Annotated in this window: 14 protein-coding genes and 1 tRNA gene; 7 read left to right on the top strand and 8 right to left on the bottom strand. The window is 38.9% G+C overall.

Annotation, left to right across the window (positions count from 1 at the left end; all coding sequences use genetic code 11):
• Window positions 1-17 precede the first annotated feature (17 nt).
• From HMPREF9073_RS03435 to HMPREF9073_RS03405, 7 genes are all read right to left on the bottom strand, one after another.
• Window positions 18-800 carry a porin family protein gene (locus HMPREF9073_RS03435; protein WP_009412600.1) on the bottom strand — a complete coding sequence of 261 codons (783 nt, stop codon included), beginning with the start codon at window positions 798-800 and terminating at the stop codon, window positions 18-20.
• Between the two features lie 33 nt (window positions 801-833).
• Window positions 834-1,481 carry a CBS domain-containing protein gene (locus HMPREF9073_RS03430; RefSeq protein ID WP_009412599.1) on the bottom strand — a complete coding sequence of 216 codons (648 nt, stop codon included), beginning with the start codon at window positions 1,479-1,481 and terminating at the stop codon, window positions 834-836.
• Between the two features lie 19 nt (window positions 1,482-1,500).
• On the bottom strand, window positions 1,501-3,657 hold the full coding sequence (locus tag HMPREF9073_RS03425) for a PepSY domain-containing protein (protein ID WP_009412598.1): 2,157 nt from the start codon (window positions 3,655-3,657) through the stop codon (window positions 1,501-1,503).
• A gap of 99 nt (window positions 3,658-3,756) precedes the next feature.
• Complete coding sequence (locus tag HMPREF9073_RS03420) at window positions 3,757-4,992, bottom strand: WG repeat-containing protein (RefSeq protein ID WP_009412597.1); 1,236 nt, start codon at window positions 4,990-4,992, stop codon at window positions 3,757-3,759.
• A gap of 66 nt (window positions 4,993-5,058) precedes the next feature.
• Complete coding sequence (locus HMPREF9073_RS03415; RefSeq protein ID WP_009412596.1) at window positions 5,059-5,838, bottom strand: hypothetical protein; 780 nt, start codon at window positions 5,836-5,838, stop codon at window positions 5,059-5,061.
• Window positions 5,839-5,915: 77 nt separating this feature from the next.
• Window positions 5,916-6,839, bottom strand: a complete 924-nt coding sequence (locus HMPREF9073_RS03410; protein WP_009412595.1) for a hypothetical protein — start codon at window positions 6,837-6,839, stop codon at window positions 5,916-5,918.
• A 128-nt stretch (window positions 6,840-6,967) separates the two neighbouring features.
• Window positions 6,968-9,208: a GH92 family glycosyl hydrolase gene (locus HMPREF9073_RS03405; protein WP_009412594.1), complete on the bottom strand. Its 2,241-nt coding sequence runs from the start codon at window positions 9,206-9,208 to the stop codon at window positions 6,968-6,970.
• A gap of 144 nt (window positions 9,209-9,352) precedes the next feature.
• On the opposite strand from HMPREF9073_RS03405, the gene HMPREF9073_RS03400 reads away from it, so the two are divergent.
• Window positions 9,353-9,865 (top strand): nitroreductase, encoded by a 513-nt coding sequence (locus HMPREF9073_RS03400; protein WP_009412593.1) that lies wholly within the window; start codon window positions 9,353-9,355, stop codon window positions 9,863-9,865.
• Window positions 9,866-9,889: 24 nt separating this feature from the next.
• On the opposite strand, the gene HMPREF9073_RS03395 is transcribed toward HMPREF9073_RS03400, so the two are convergent.
• The gene (locus HMPREF9073_RS03395) at window positions 9,890-10,711 is read right to left on the bottom strand and encodes a hypothetical protein (protein ID WP_009412592.1); all 822 of its coding nucleotides are present in this window, start codon (window positions 10,709-10,711) and stop codon (window positions 9,890-9,892) included.
• 656 nt (window positions 10,712-11,367) lie between these two features.
• On the opposite strand from HMPREF9073_RS03395, the gene HMPREF9073_RS03390 reads away from it, so the two are divergent.
• The 6 genes from HMPREF9073_RS03390 to HMPREF9073_RS03365 all read left to right on the top strand — a co-directional run bounded on the left by HMPREF9073_RS03390 (window position 11,368) and on the right by HMPREF9073_RS03365 (window position 15,482).
• Entirely contained in the window at window positions 11,368-12,327 is a 960-nt protein-coding gene (locus tag HMPREF9073_RS03390) for a type IX secretion system membrane protein PorP/SprF (RefSeq protein WP_009412590.1), read from the top strand.
• A 2-nt stretch (window positions 12,328-12,329) separates the two neighbouring features.
• On the top strand, window positions 12,330-12,695 hold the full coding sequence (folB, locus tag HMPREF9073_RS03385; protein WP_009412589.1) for a dihydroneopterin aldolase: 366 nt from the start codon (window positions 12,330-12,332) through the stop codon (window positions 12,693-12,695).
• A gap of 37 nt (window positions 12,696-12,732) precedes the next feature.
• Window positions 12,733-12,803 (top strand) — tRNA-Cys (locus tag HMPREF9073_RS03380).
• A 59-nt stretch (window positions 12,804-12,862) separates the two neighbouring features.
• Window positions 12,863-13,243: a hypothetical protein gene (locus HMPREF9073_RS03375; protein ID WP_009412588.1), complete on the top strand. Its 381-nt coding sequence runs from the start codon at window positions 12,863-12,865 to the stop codon at window positions 13,241-13,243.
• A 108-nt stretch (window positions 13,244-13,351) separates the two neighbouring features.
• A complete protein-coding gene (locus tag HMPREF9073_RS03370) occupies window positions 13,352-13,822 on the top strand; it encodes a regulatory protein RecX (RefSeq protein ID WP_009412587.1) in 471 nt (156 codons plus the stop codon).
• A gap of 1 nt (window position 13,823) precedes the next feature.
• Entirely contained in the window at window positions 13,824-15,482 is a 1,659-nt protein-coding gene (locus HMPREF9073_RS03365) for a hypothetical protein (RefSeq protein ID WP_009412586.1), read from the top strand.
• Window positions 15,483-15,551 lie beyond the last annotated feature (69 nt).

Genomic DNA, 15,551 nt, shown 5'->3' with positions numbered 1-15,551 from the left:
ATATATTTAGTGAATGATTATTCGGTTATAGGTTCTTTATTTACCTCTTCAGTAGGAGTTACGACTTCTTCAGTAGGTGTGATGACTTCTTCAGTAGGAGTTACCACCTCTTCAGTAGGAGGAGTATTATTTTTCTTTTTAGAGAATTTATAGCCTGCACCTAATGAAAATGTAAAAGTATGATTTCTCGCTTCTATGAAATTTAAATAAGGAGAACTGCTATTCGTTGCCATTTTGGTGAGATTAACTGAATAACGTGCTTCGGCGAACAACAACCATCTGGAGCGTTCTACGAGCAACCCTCCTCCTATATTGAAGTTGATGTGTAGTTGTCCTGTGCCAAAATAGTATTTCATATCTTGCACCTCATTGCTTCCTTTATCTCTAAAAGCTGCTCTTGTACTGATTTTAGGTGAAAAACCTAACTGTGTAAATCCTCTAACGGGTTTTTTGCCCTCGAATTGCATCATAAGAGGGATTTCTAAGTAATCAAACTCATAATAAGGGCGTTCTTCGGTATCCCAACTACTATCTTTAGGACGAAATGACAATGTTTCTCGGCGATAAAGCGCTTCAGTTTGTAATGCCCAACGTTTGGCGAGTTGGAAATGCGCAAATACACCTGAATTAAAAGCAGCAATTCGCGGATAAATCTCAATATCATAACTTTCGTTAGAGGTGAGATCGTTGAAAAAATTAAAAGTATGCAATGGTGTATTCACTTTCACCCCTATCGCGGTTTGCGCAAAGCCAACATAAGCAGCACAAAACCATAAAATTGTAGTTAAAAAACGTTTCATAGTATATATTTAGTTAAAGATTATTCTTACCTCTTATCTGTTACCTAAGTCTAAGTATTTTTCAAAATAATCAGCGATGTCCTTGAGTTCTTGGCGGTAGTGATCGTCGTCTTTTTCGGTGAGGATACCATAGCCATAACGACGGAAGTCCTGTAGTATATCCGAAAATCGTTCGCTTGCGAGTTTGAGTGTGATATGTACGTTGTCTTCCGTGCGATTGGAGAGATAAAGTCCTAAAAGTGTCCCCCCGTTTTCCTCTACAATTCTGCTAATTTCAGCAAACGAATAGCTCAGCGCATCTTTCTGTAAGATAAGCACGTGTCCTGCTTCTTGTATAAAAGGGGTTTGGGTGAGTTGTAGCACAAACTCATCTAAGTGATAGTAACCTATAAAGTGTTCTTCTTTGTTAATAACGGGCAGCATATCGGTGTGATAGCGTCCAAAAGCCTCTACCACAACATCCCACGTTGCGGTTAGCGGTACAAAAAAGCGTTCTAACGCATATTGATAATCGGCTACTGTAGCTTCTTTATCCTCCTCATCTACTGTTTCTTTGCGGAGTACCCCTATAAAAGTATTGCCTTCGCACACGGGCAAAGCTGAAAGCAAATGCGTCTCAAAAAGCAACTTTACTTCCTCTATTGAAGTATTAGGTTCTATGTATAAAAAATGTGTTGTCATATTCTTACCTCTTATCTAATCAATAACAATCCGTTTTGATTTGTCCTTTATTTTGGTAGTAGCTCAGCGGTTTTTCTAAATGCTCTCTACAAATCGCCTCTAAGACTTCGGTCACCGCTTTTTCCATTGCAACCGACCCGCATATCATTATAATTCCTTTGTTTTTGAGGAGTTCAGCAAAGAAAGGAGCTTCTCTTTGCAAGATGTCTTGCACATAGAATTTATCACCTTCACGCGAGAGGGCTTGCCAATAGTTGGCTATCTTTCCTTCGCGAGTAAACTGTTCTATATAAGGGCGGTAGATTTCCAAAGAGGCTTCACGGCGACAACCCCATATCAGGGTGATAGGTTTCTTTTGGGTATTTTCGGCTATCATTCCCATAAAAGGCGCCATCCCCGAACCATTGGCAATACACACCACTTGGGGCGCTTTTTTAGGGAAATGGAAATGTTTGTTGGCTACCAAAGCAGCTTGCAACGTATCGCCTATTTGCAAATTGTTCAGCAGGTTAGACACCACCCCTTGTGAATGTAGCTTCACGCTCAACCACACATCTCCTTGGTATTTGGCAACCGAATAGAGTCGTTCGCGCCCATCTTCAGGGGTAATGCCCAAGAGGTCGCCAGACACAAAACTACTTTTTTTGGAAGGGCGTAGCGCTATTAGGAAAATATCGTCGTCCATTACGGGCGTTTTCTCTGTTACCGTAAAAGTGAGCGGTTTGCGCTGAGGCTGTACGCTGAAATCATCAGGCAAAGCCAAAGAGAGCTTTTGCGCCATAGCCCAAGCCGTTGCCCACGCTTTAAACTGACCAAAATCTTGGTCGTTTACGGTATGCAAAGGCAGCGCATATTCTGCTTGTGCAGTAGCCGACAATAGTTGGTCTACTTCTTTGGCATATTTGCAGAAATCGGGGTAAGAGTCAGAGCCAAAACCGAGTACGCTATACGCCAAAGGTTGTGTGGGGGGATATTTCGCCCATAGTTGCGCAAAGTGAGTCGCATTGATAGGCGCCTCACCATCGCCATAAGTGCAAGTAAACACAATGAGTTGCTCTGCTTTAGCAAAACGAGTGTAGGCATTCATATCGGTGAGGTAGGAACGCTTGCCCAAACGGAGGAGTTCGTTATGGAAAAGGATAGCAAACTTGCGGGTGGTGCCTCCTTCGGTGCCTACTAACACGATGTATTTACATTCGCTTTTATCAAACGGATTGTTGATGCCTTTCTTTCGTTTTCTGAGGGTCATCGCAAAGCCAGAGTAGAGGAAGAACAACAGCGCCACACACGAGAGCAACAAGACGGTTGCCCAGAGATAATGCCCTTTGCCAATGTGCAGGGTGCGCACCAAATACGCCAAGCCTTTGTAAGGAGAGGTGGAGGTGCTAATCACCTCGCCCGTAAACTGATTGACTACTATATTTTTATCGATAAAATCTACTTTATAGACCTCTTCTACATCTTCAAAAGCAGGGAATTCCACTTGGCGCACTTCGGCGAGAGGCACTTGGAAGACGGAGAAGTCTTTTGCGGGTTTTGCGGGTGTTTCTTGTAGTGTGCTAACATCGTAATTGTGTTCGGCTTTGAACTTAGGAAACACTTCCACTGTTTCGAGCATCATATACACCCCCGTGAGGGCAATGATAAAGATAGGCACGAGCGCCCAGCGCCCCAGAGCACTGTGGCAATGATTGTAAAATTTTTCTTGTGGAAGCTTGTGGAAGAACCTGCCCCAACGTTGCTGTTTGCGGGCGATGAGCCATATACCCGACAAGGCTACTACACACAAACACAAGGCTGTAAGCCCCATAATCACCCGTCCCGTTTTGCCCATATAGAGCGAGCGGTGTAGCGTTTTGACGAACTGTATAAACTTCGAGGGTTTGTAATTCCCTTTGATAACCTCCCCCGATTGCGGATGGATAAAGAGTTTTTCGCCCTCAGCCGTCTCTATTTGCACAAAGTGATTGCGGTCGATAGAGAGTTTGAGCGCATCTATATTCTTTTCCTTTAAAACGGCAATGGTTTGGGCAAGGGTAGTGCTTTCAAACGCTGCACTTTTGTAAGGCAACGTTTGGTTATACACCGATTCACCTGCCAAGATAGCCCCTGTAAGAGCTCCCAGCAAAATGAATACCCCTGCTATCAGGGAAAGAATTAAGTGAAGTTTACGCATAATAATTACGAATTACGAGAGACGAATTACGCAAAGGCGATTTGTTGATGTGTTAATTTGTTTGGCACGAGCTACAAGCTCGCACCAGCAGAGGGTCAATTAGTCGCAATCTGGTGCTATAGCTATATCGGTTTCTTCAATTTTTATTTCTTCAAGGCGTTTGAGTTTCTTTTCTTTTACAAAATCGTATAGATAGTAATAATCATCAAAAGATACTATAGCAATATTCCCTTTTACATATTCTATACTATTATATTTAGGTTCAGCTATTATTTCTCCTTTCAGATTGATAAGACCTATACCGCCATCAGTATAGTATTCAGCTACCCCATTTTTAAAGGAGCTTACCCCTCTATTAGTAAACTCAAACGGAATCACTACCTCATTTTTTAGGTTGATATACCCCCATTTACCATCTTTGCGTACCGCAGCCAATCCTTCGCTAAAATTACCGACTTCTTCATATTCTAACGGAATTATTACCTTGCCATAGCCATCTATATAGCCCCATTTACCCCCTTTTTTAACCGCGAAAATAGCATCATCACTCAAATTGTTTCTTAAAAGATTGTAGGTGTCTAACAAATTACCATTCAAATCATAGACCATATACTTACATTCTTTACGTACACCTACAATGTAAGTGTTGTCAGAAGGTTCAATCACATTAGCATCAAAATCTTGGATAACAGGTTCTCCTTTAAGGTTGATATATATGTAATCTCTCACTTCCATTACTTTAGCCAAACCTTGTCGAAAGGCAAAAGCATCTCTGTAGGTAGGAGGTATCACCCATTCATTTTTAGTATTGATATATCCTTCTTTGCCATTCAATTCTGCTACAATAGGAATATTGTCATCTATCTTATCGGTGTAAATCCAGTGATAGCTTATAGGGATAATTTCTTTTCCTTCAAGGTTAAAAAGACCTACTTTCCCATTAAGTTTTACGGTATACCCATTTTTGTTAGAGTTTATAAATGAATATTTTAAGGGGAGTATTATAGTGCCCTTTTCAGAAACTACCCCATACTTTTCATTCTTCTCAACAATAAATTGACCTTCACAACCAAATCTTATAGAGTTATAAGTTCCTTTAAGAATGGGTTGTAAATTTTCGTTATACACCGAACAGCCTTTTGCTTGCTTACAAGCAATGATGTATGGTTGTTTTTCTTTTATAGAATTAAAAGTAGGGGCTAACACTGTTTTTCCCTGCAAATCTACCAATCCTAACTTACCCTTTTCTTCAAAGATAAAGTATTTAGGTTGTGCCAAAGCCGTAAAGCTACACAGCAACAAGGTTAATTTTAATAAAAAATGGATTTTTTTCATTGTTTTTTTTATTTACTGATTTACTAATTTATTTGGCACGAGCTACAAGCTCGCGCTAGCGGTGAATTACTTATGTCTCTCTTTTTCTAATTTATAAGATGAATTAGTTTTTTTTGATAAGGAATTAATATACGCATTTTTTATAAAGAATTGTTCTCCCTTCATTATAATTTTGGATTCTTCGTCAAAATTAACACCTCCTATATTGTCCTCTATATTGCTAATATACAAAAATAAAGTATCTTTTTTCGAGATTCCAGATAATAGAAATCTCTGATATAATTGGTATCCTTTTGCTTCATAAACTATAGAATCTTTTGAGATATCAATCTTAATATCATAAATTTCTCTCCAATCATCATTATTTTGATTGAGTGTTAAAGTGTATTTTCCAAACCATTTACAATCTATCTTTTTTCGGAAAAGGATGTTATGATATAACATAAATTTTTCATTTAATTTTTGTTTTACTTCTTTAGAAGAATATAAATCTTCTTCTTTACTCACCTTAAGTTTTATATTCTTTGAAAGGTATATAGGTTTTTCATAAGAATAAAGAATATGATTAGCTTTTTTTAGTTGATCATTGAAGGTAAATAAATACCTCTCCTTTCCTGTTTCACCTAAAATTTCACTCTCTATAATAGAATCAAGAGTGATTTTATTGACATATAAATAGATTTGTTCTCCTTCTGTTGAACCATCTAATATAATAGTATCTTTCAGCTTTTGTAAAGAATTATTTTGATTATTTGTGTGAGTATTCTTATTTTGGCTATTGCAAGATATAAAAAATACTGAAACTAGGTATATAACATATCTATAAAGGAATTTTTGTATGATCATTATTGTTATCAAAACGTGTTTAAACTTTTTTGAGGAACTTGGAGTGACGCAAGGGTGATTGTTTTATTCGGTACGAGTTATAAGATCGCACCAGCGGTGGGTAAAAAAGGCTTCTCTTCTAATGTTTCTAAATTGAGTGTGCTAAAGTTGTCATTTTTATATATAAATAGCAATGAATTGTTGAAAAACTCACTAAACCCTACTCTTCCTAATTTGTACTTTTTGTATGAAAAATCATTGCGATTGACGATGAACAACCAATTGCCATCTAACAAATAAACCGCTATATAATCAGGATTATCAGAAAGACATATTGAAAAAAGTGTTTTGCCACTAAGTTTTTCTTTTTCTTTAAAATTGATGCGCCAAACTTCCTCGTCCTCATTGTTCATATACACTAAGATATTACTGCCTAAATAGTAGTAACCTTTGTTGTCGCAAGCTACTTTACAATCAAATATACGTATTTTTTTATCAGTAGGTACGGCTGAAAACGCAAGTGTATCAAAGTTGAATTTGTACAGATTAGGCTGTTTGAAAGCACTAAAATACACCGAATTGCTCTCAGGATGATAAGCAGTGTTACCCCATTGTGTTTTTTCGTCGAGAGTAGCTATTACTTTACCCGTTTCGGCATCTACACAAAAAGGGTTTCCATAAATATTCTTATAAATATCGCTTTTAGTTACTGAAAACACTTTGCTACCTTCTCTATCAAGACAAGGATAGATAAAAGTATGATTATAAATGGTGTTTATTATAGTTTTTTTATCAATATCAACCATAAGTAATGGTTCATTAGTACCGATATTACGAGAAACAGCTATGGTTTCCCCGTTATCAGCTATTGCTCTAACCATATAATCCTTGTACAAAGAGTCTTTTAACACACAAAATGCTTTTTCTTTATTAAAATCCCGACACCAAATACCCTCTTTCCCGAAGTAGTATCCGCGCCAAAAATACATTCGTCTGTTAGTAAAATCTGTAATTATACTCATTTTATTGATTTATTTGGCACGAGCTACAAGCTCGCATCAACAGTGGTTTTTTTTCTGATTTGTTTTCAACTTTGCCAAAGTTTCAGACTTTGGCAAAGTGTAGTGACGCTTTTCTTACCTCTTACCTCTTATCTCTTACCTAACTCAAATCGTATTTTCTTCGCATTCTTTAGCGCCTCGTGACTGATAAAATAGGATTTGTAAGGCTTGTTGTCGATGAAAATATTCTTAATGTAAATATTTTCAGGCGAAGCATTACTTTCTATTACCAAATCACCAGCAGGATAGTACTGCGGATTGCGTTTGAGGGTGATTTTAGTAAACTTAGGCGAGGTGAAAGTATAGTTAGGATCAGCGGGAGTAATAGGATAAAAACCTGCCATTCCATAAATGAGCCAAGCCGACATCACCCCTGTATCTTCATTGCCTGGGAGTCCCGCAGGTTTGTTTTGAAAATACTCATTGATGAGTTGGTCTACTTTCAGTTGGGTTTTCCACTCCTTGCCTTTTAGGAAGTTGTAGAGATAAGGATAGGCAATATCGGGTTCGTTTGCCATATCGTACTGCTTGCTGTCAAAAATATGGTCAAGTTGCTTTTCAAAAGGTTTTTCACCGCCCATTAGCTTGATCATTCCTTTTACATCGTGGGTTACCATATATACGTATTGCCACGCATTGCCCTCGATATAGCCTACATTTTCTTCAAAGTTAGCCCCACTTTCGGGGTTGAAAGGCGCATACCACTTGCCATTGGCGTGACGCGGACGCAATAAATGGGTTTCTTTGTCGAATAGTTTTCTATACGAATAGGCTTGTTTGTTAAACTTCTCGTAATCGGCTTTTTTGCCGAGTTTCTTGGCAATTTGTGCAATGGCAAAGTCGGCAGCATTGTACTCTTGGGTAGTAGATACAGGACCTCTTACCCCTCCATCTACACTCAGGTAGCCCAATTTCCAATACTCTTTCACCCCTGGGCGTATAGGATTATTTTCAAGCGTATTTGCCCCTTTGAGCATCGCCTCGTAAGCTGTTTGTATATCAAAATCGGTGAGACCGCGCAGGTAAGTATCTGCTAATACTATGCTGGCAGGGTCGCCTACCATCGTAAAGGTTTCGGTAGAATTGAGTTCCCATTTGGGCAGCCAACCGCTTTCTTTGTAGATATCGAGCATCGTGCGCACCATTTGCAGTTGCTGTTCGGGATAGAGCAGGGTGAGCAATTGGTGGTAATTGCGATAGGTATCCCACAATGAGAACACCGTATAACGCTGGTGATTTTTGCCTATTTTGTTAGTCTTGCTCTCAGGATAATCACCATTCACATCGTTCAGAAGGTTGGGGTGAATAAGCGCGTGATAGAGCGCTGTGTAGAATATCGTTTTTTGGTCGTCGGTACCCCCTTCTACGGTAGCGCGGAGGGCATCGTTCCACGTTTGGCGGGTAGCGGCATACACCTCGTCGAAAGTGCGGTTGCCTATCTCTTTTTCAAGGTTTTCACGGGCGTTGGCTATGCTCACGTACGAAATGCCCACTTTGAGTTCCACTACTTCATCTTTGTCAAATTTATAACGGAAATATGCCCCTATACTATCGCCTACTACCTCGCGGGCAAATTGTTCTTTGAGGCGAGTTTTGCCATTGTACCACATCCATTGAGCTTCCACCCCTTGGTGTTTTTCTGGCTGATGCCATACGCCATAAGAAGGTGCTACTTTGCTTACTTTGGCTACAAAATACACCGGATATGCCAGCTCCGGACTGTTATAGCAGAAAGTCCCTACCATACGCATACCTTCCACCTCGGTAGGCGATACGAATTTGAGCATTGCGCCCTTTTCGTTGGTGAGTCCGAGTCCGAGATTGATGAGTAAATTAGCTTCTCCTTTTCGGAAGTGATAGCGAGTGATACCTGCGCGGGTAGTGGCAGTAGCTTCGGTTTTGATATTGTATTTAGTGAGGAAATTGCTGTAATAACCCGCTTTGGCGACTTCTTTTTGGTAAGTAGAGCCGTATTTTAAGTGATTTACCTCCAATTTGCCAGTGGTAGGCATTGCGATAATCACCCCCAGTTCAGGACAGCCTACACCGCTGAGGTTCACGTGAGTAAGCCCCGTGAAGAATTTATTTTCATTTACATAAGGATTAGAAAGCCAGCGACTATCTTTTTCGAGCGGAGCTTTTACGCCAGTAGTATCGAATGCCACGTTGAAAGGTGAAATGCTAAGCATACCACGGGGAGCAATTGCGCCAGGGTGGGTAGCGCCAAAATTAGAAGTACCAATCAACGGATTGATATAATCCACCGGTTGTTGTTGTGCGTGCAGTGATAAAGCCACCCACAAAGTGGCAAAAGAAAGAAGTTTCTTCATTCGTTCAGAACTCTAAATGGTTAATCAGGCTACAAATGTACGATTTTTTTTTGAAGTTACAACCTTGTTACCTCCTTTTTTCGTAATTCATAATTCGTCTTTATTTATTATCTTTGCCCCGTTAAACATTATTTTTTTAATATTATGACACAAGCCCAAACACTCAAGCATATCATTACCTCTCGCAAAAGTGTGTATCCACCCGAATATAGCGATACCCCTATACCCGAAGAAGTGTTACAAGAGATTATCAGCTCGGCTAACGAGGCACCTAACCACAAACGCACTGAACCTTGGCGATTAAAACTGTATAAAGGTGATGAGAAAGTGCGTTTGGGAGAAGAATTAGTGCGTTTATACAAAGAAAATGTACCAGCAGAGAGTTTTTCCGAAATAAAAATGAATGAAATTGCAAAGAAAGTGGCTAAATCTTACGCCATTGTAACTATCAGTGTTCATTTTAGTGGTAAAGTAGCCGAATGGGAAGAAATTGCTGCTACAGCGATGGCAGTACAGAATATGTACCTCACCTGCACTGCCCACGCGGTAGGGTGCTATTGGGGCACCCCTGGTTTTATGTTTCAACTGAAAGATTTTCTACAATTAGAAGAAAACGAACGCTGCTACGGACTCTTTTTTATGGGAATGAAGAAGTAAATCGTGCTACGATTACTTGTCGTACTACGACCAAAATCGCTTTATGGCTAAAGGTAAGCCTTTCTCACGCTTGTATAGAATAGTCCCTATCACACCTGTGACAATTAGCAGTATAAAAATGGGAATTTTAAGAAAAGTCAATCCATTGGCTAAGTTCAATACTAAATGCGCAAATACTACCACCCAAAGATTGAAATTCCATTCTACATAAGGCCAATAAAGAAAACTAGCCGTTAGAATAAACCTCAGAAGGCTTAAAATTCCTTTTAATAACAAGTCCATAGGAATCATATTTAATAATTTCAGGTCATCACCTATTTTCGATAAGATTTCACTGTTAAATAACAAACTTACGAATGCTGTTACAAGGGCTACAGCCGAATAGATAGCCACGTAAAACAAAATTATGCGAAAGAAGCTCCATCCAGTGTAGGTGGTGATTTTCCTAAAGAAGAATGCTTGTACACACAAATCAATGACAAAAACCTCTATAAAAATATAAAAAAGCCATTTTACATAAACCAAATTGCGTAAAAAATCCAAAGAAAAAATTGAAAATATCCAAGCGGCTAAAAATAGAACACCTCCTGCAATCAATCCTTCTTTAATATTACCTTCTACACCAAAAACTTGAAGGTAATTTCCCTTATCGCCCAATAATTTGTATCCTATTACAATAGGAATCATCACGATAACCGAAGTGATAAAAGTTATGAATAATCGCACAAAATCATAGTTGAGTAGCATCAAAAAAGGAGAAAACCAATTCAGTAAAATATACCCCACAAAGCAGAGAACTACAATGCGAATATTGCGATAATTGTTTTTAAAAGCCGTTGTTGCCATTTTTTATAGTTTTGTAAAAATATCAAAATCTTTATTGATGAGTAGTATGAAAAATTCGAGAACTTCAACATCTTCTCAGAATACTAATTTTATCCAAGTAGTTAGTCTACAAAATTGTTATATACAACAGGTCTCAAGGTTTGATAGTTTTAATAGCCAAAGCGCCTATACAAAAGAGAATCTTTTCATATTTTTTTTATTTCAATGAATAATTTCGACAAAAGTATGCGAAAATTAGCTAATTAGCAAATTAGTAAATTTTAAATCTCTTATCTCTTACTTTTCATCGCCTACTTTAGTGTTAAAATATTCATCATACCTCACAGAAAAGGGTATTCTTTTCTCAATAAAATAAAAATACAATAAAATCAATTAAAACATAAATATTATTCAATAAAATATAATAAAATTTAAAATATCATCAATAAAAAACATTTTTCATTGAAAAATAGACAATGAAAAACACCCTTTAAAAATGTTAAAAAAAAACTAAATACGTTAAATATTCGTTTTTTTTTACTCAAATAGTAGTGTAACACAAAAAAAATAAATATCTTTGCTGAAAATTTTGCGAGTTGTACCTATATATTAATAGGTATGTTTCACAAAATCAAAATTGAGTATTATAGCAATCTAATAGTTTAATTTTATCAACAATGAAAAAAATAGTTTTGTTTGTTTTAGCAGTATGCGCTTTTGCTCCAAAAGCCTTCTCTCAAGAGCTAAATTTACCACAACAAAATCAGTACTTAGCAGATAGCGAATTTCTTATCGCTCCTACTTACGCTGGTATTGGTGACTTCGTGCGCATCCGCCTCTCTGGGGTTACTCAGTGGGTAGGTGTAAAAGGCGCTCCCGACTATCAATCGCTCGCTGGCGATATGCGCCTCGGTGAACGAAGCGGAGCAGGGGTGATGCTCTATAACGACCGCAATGGTTTTACCAAACAAATGGGAGGTAAAGCTACCTTTGCTCACCACCTCACCCTCGACCGTTATGACAACCACTTCGTCTCTTTCGGTATCTCCTACGCTTTGAATACCTTTAAAATAGAGATCGATAAATTCGATAAAAATATATCTGGTAATGACCAAGCAATTACAAACGACCGCTTTACCGTGAACCACAACTTCGATGTCGCTGTCCTTTATCGTTATAAAAGATGGTGGATAAACCTCACCGCCCTCAATATCCTCAACAAAGATATCGAACGTTTCTATAAAGAAGAACCTAAAGCGCTTCGCAACTATATGGTGTATGGAGGCTACCGCTACAAACGAGATAAAAATAGTAAATTCGAAATCGAACCCTCTGTACTCTTCCAACACTACGAAAGCGACGGTCGTTCCACAACCGACTTCAATATCAAATTCCGTTGGCTCGATATCGAAGATTACTATTGGGTAGGTTTAAACTACCGCTCCCTCAACGATCAAATCTTCCGCCCTCTCAACATAGGCCCTATGGCAGGAGCTAAACTCGGTATGTTCTACGCCGCTTATTCTTATCAAATTACTCTCAACGAACTCATAGGCTATAACTCTGGTACCCACATGTTAACCTTAGGCCTTGACCTCTTCCAAGGAGTTAGTAACTGTAAGTGTGCACAACGATAAAAATGGAAGAAATTATCCTAAAGAATATACGTGTCTATGCCTATCATGGTTGCCTTGCTGAAGAAGGTGCTATCGGTAGTGATTATCGTGTCGACTTAAAAATCTATGCCAACTTAAAAAAAGCAATCCAAACCGATGAACTCATCGATACTGTGGATTATGTGCACCTAAATAAAATAGTAAAAGAGGAAATGGCTATCCGTGCTAAATTATTAGAGAATGTAGCAGGTCGCATCATCGACAAAATCTTTATAGAACTCCCTCAGGTTCAGAAACTAAAGATTAAAATAGCCAAAATTAATCCTCCTATAGGAGGCGATGTAGCACAAGTAATCGTAAAAATAAAACGAAAAAGATTTGGAAGTTAAAAAAAATAAATCTACTTTTGCACCCTGAACAGTAAAAGGCATCGTGGCCGAGGGGTTAGGCGGAGGTCTGCAAAACCTTATACAGCGGTTCAAATCCGCTCGATGCCTCACTTAATTTTTTATTCAATAATAATAATAATAATAATAATTTAAAAAGAACTTACAAGATGACAAATGTTTTAGACAAATTTATTCAGGATGTAAAAAACAACATTCCTGGATTCGTTGCCGTTTCAGTAACTGAAGTACGTTCAGGGGTTTCTTACGGCGCAGAATCAGTAGATCCTAGTTTTGATCCTAACTTAGCTTCTGCTTATAACTTAGAGGTAATAAAAGCTAAACAAAATGCGCTTCAAGTACTCGGATTGGCTTCTAAGGAAAAAATAGATGAAATTATAATCGTTCTAACAGATCAAAATCACATTCTTGATGTGGCAGCAAATGGTAGTTATTTCATTTATTTAGTAGTAGACTCAACCAAAGCAAACTATGGTATGACAAAAGCTTTACTTGCTAAGTACAAAAAAGACTTAGCAGCTATCTTCTAATAAAGTAGCTGATAAGATTTAAATTATAATGCTTAAGAACCATCCTCTAAAGGATGGTTTTTTTGCAAATTATTACCTGTTAATTGCTAATTCTTAATTAATTATTAATTGAAGAAAACTTACACCGTCCAAGAAGCTAAAGCCCGCCTCGAAGCCTATTGTGCCTATCAGGAACGCTGCCATCGCGAGGTGGTTACTAAACTCCGCACTATGGGGATGATCCCTTTGGCTATCGACGATATCCTTGTCCACCTCATCCACAACGGATTCCTCAACGAAGAACGATATGCCCGAAGCTTCACACGCGGTAAATTCTATGGCAAAAAATGGGGGCGACTCCGCATCCAGCGTGAACTCAAAGCACGAGGGCTTACCGATTATAATATCGAAGCTGGCTTGAGCGAAATTACCGATGATGATTATGCCGATACTCTTGACCTATTAGCCGAAAAAAAACAAACAACTATCAAAGAAAAAAATCCTTATAAAGCCAAAGCTAAATTAGCCAACTTCCTCCTCTACCGAGGATTTGAACCCGACCTCGTCTATGAAAAAGTAGACGAATTATACGACGAATAATATGAAAAGCAGAGCACAAGAATCCACAAACGCCATCGAGCGTATGTACGTAACAATGCGACACCTCTTCTCAAGAGGCTTCTATAAACCTATGGGCATCTCAGGCGAGGCACTCCGCGAGTCTCTACTCGTACTCCGACCCGAAATCTACGGCACTATCGCTGAAAGTAAATCTGAACTCAGCGGACTCATCTATGTGCTCGATCGCCTCCCCGAAGGTATTGAGCAATGTAAATACATCAACCTAATCGCCGATGAAGGCTACCGCCAATCGCACTTCAAACCTATTATCCCCCCTAAACGCCGCCGCAATTGCTATCGCATCGACCCTGAGCAAATGAATATCGAAATTACTCGTGGCCGTTCCGATATCTACGACGTGCTCACTCACCTCACTTTCCTATTTATAGAATCTCACAAAATCGCCGACCGCATTTTCTTAGACGATAATAAAATCTCACACGATTGGGCTAAACTCGAGGCTAATATCCAAAAGAACAAACTTACTCTTGCTGAGCGTGAAGCTACTTTTATACACATCGGTAACTTATTAGGGCGTACCTTTGAAGAAGTTCTCACTGCCTACAAAGCTTTGGCTACCCCCGCCTTCCCCGATCGCTTTATCCATATCATCTACTGGTTGGGTAAATTAGCGTTCAACGAACGTGTGAACGACGATAAACGCGTAATTACCTTCAGTACCGTACTGCGCGAACGCATCGGGCATCACCTTCACGGCGAAATCTGGGCTGAACACATCAAACATATCCTCCTCAAAAACGGACTTTTAGACCGCCCTCTCCACATCATCAGTGCCAATATGCACAGTGTGATGAATAGCCTATTTGCCGAAAAAGCTCTTGCAAACGAAGTAAAAGTGAGTTCCCGTATAGAACTTTTTGAACTCCTCAGCTTGCCCGAGAGTGAACCTCTGCGCAAAAAAGTAAAAGCCTATGCACACAAACACGGAATGATTTCAGTAGACGATACCTCAGGTACCAATATCGATGTACAACTTTTCGATACTGCTAAAATCGATTTTTCCGATACTCCTTATAAAGTGCATCACCTTGATGAAAACCAAAAACCTATAATCTTTGTGATGGACTACGCCTTTGGCGAACAAGCCTATGAAACTATCGACGAACTGCTAAAACCTTATCACAAAGCTGGCAAAACTTATTTTCTCGATGTACTTTCCATTTCGATTATGGGCAAGGCGGGCATCTTGGAAGGCGAAAAAGGCGACTTGATGATTCCTACCGCGCATATCTTTGAAGGTACTGCCGATAACTATCCTTTTCACAACGAATTTTCTAAAGCCGATTTTGAAGGTAACGGGCTCAAAGTATTTGAAGGCTCGATGATTACAGTGCTCGGAACTTCTCTCCAAAATAAGGACATCCTAAAATTCTTCCTCCACTCTACGTGGAATGCCGTCGGTTTGGAAATGGAAGGTGTTCATTATCAAAAAGCGATACAATCGGCTTCTAAAATACGCAAGAGTATACGCGAAGATGTAAAAGTGCGTTATGCTTACTACGCTTCCGATAACCCCCTCGAAACGGGGAGTACCCTTGCTTCTGGTGGCTTAGGTACTACAGGCGTAAAACCTACCTACCTCATCACCTTTAAAATATTAGAACAAATTTTTAATTAACTAAAAAAAGGAGCTGAACGAAAAGTCTAAAGATCGCTTTTACATTATAAACTTTGTCAAAGTCCCAAA

It is taken from the genome of Capnocytophaga sp. oral taxon 326 str. F0382, from assembly GCF_000318295.1.
Taxonomy (GTDB): domain Bacteria; phylum Bacteroidota; class Bacteroidia; order Flavobacteriales; family Flavobacteriaceae; genus Capnocytophaga; species Capnocytophaga periodontitidis.
The sequence above is the reverse complement of the archived record's forward strand: the minus strand, read 5'-3'. Positions and strand labels throughout refer to the sequence as shown.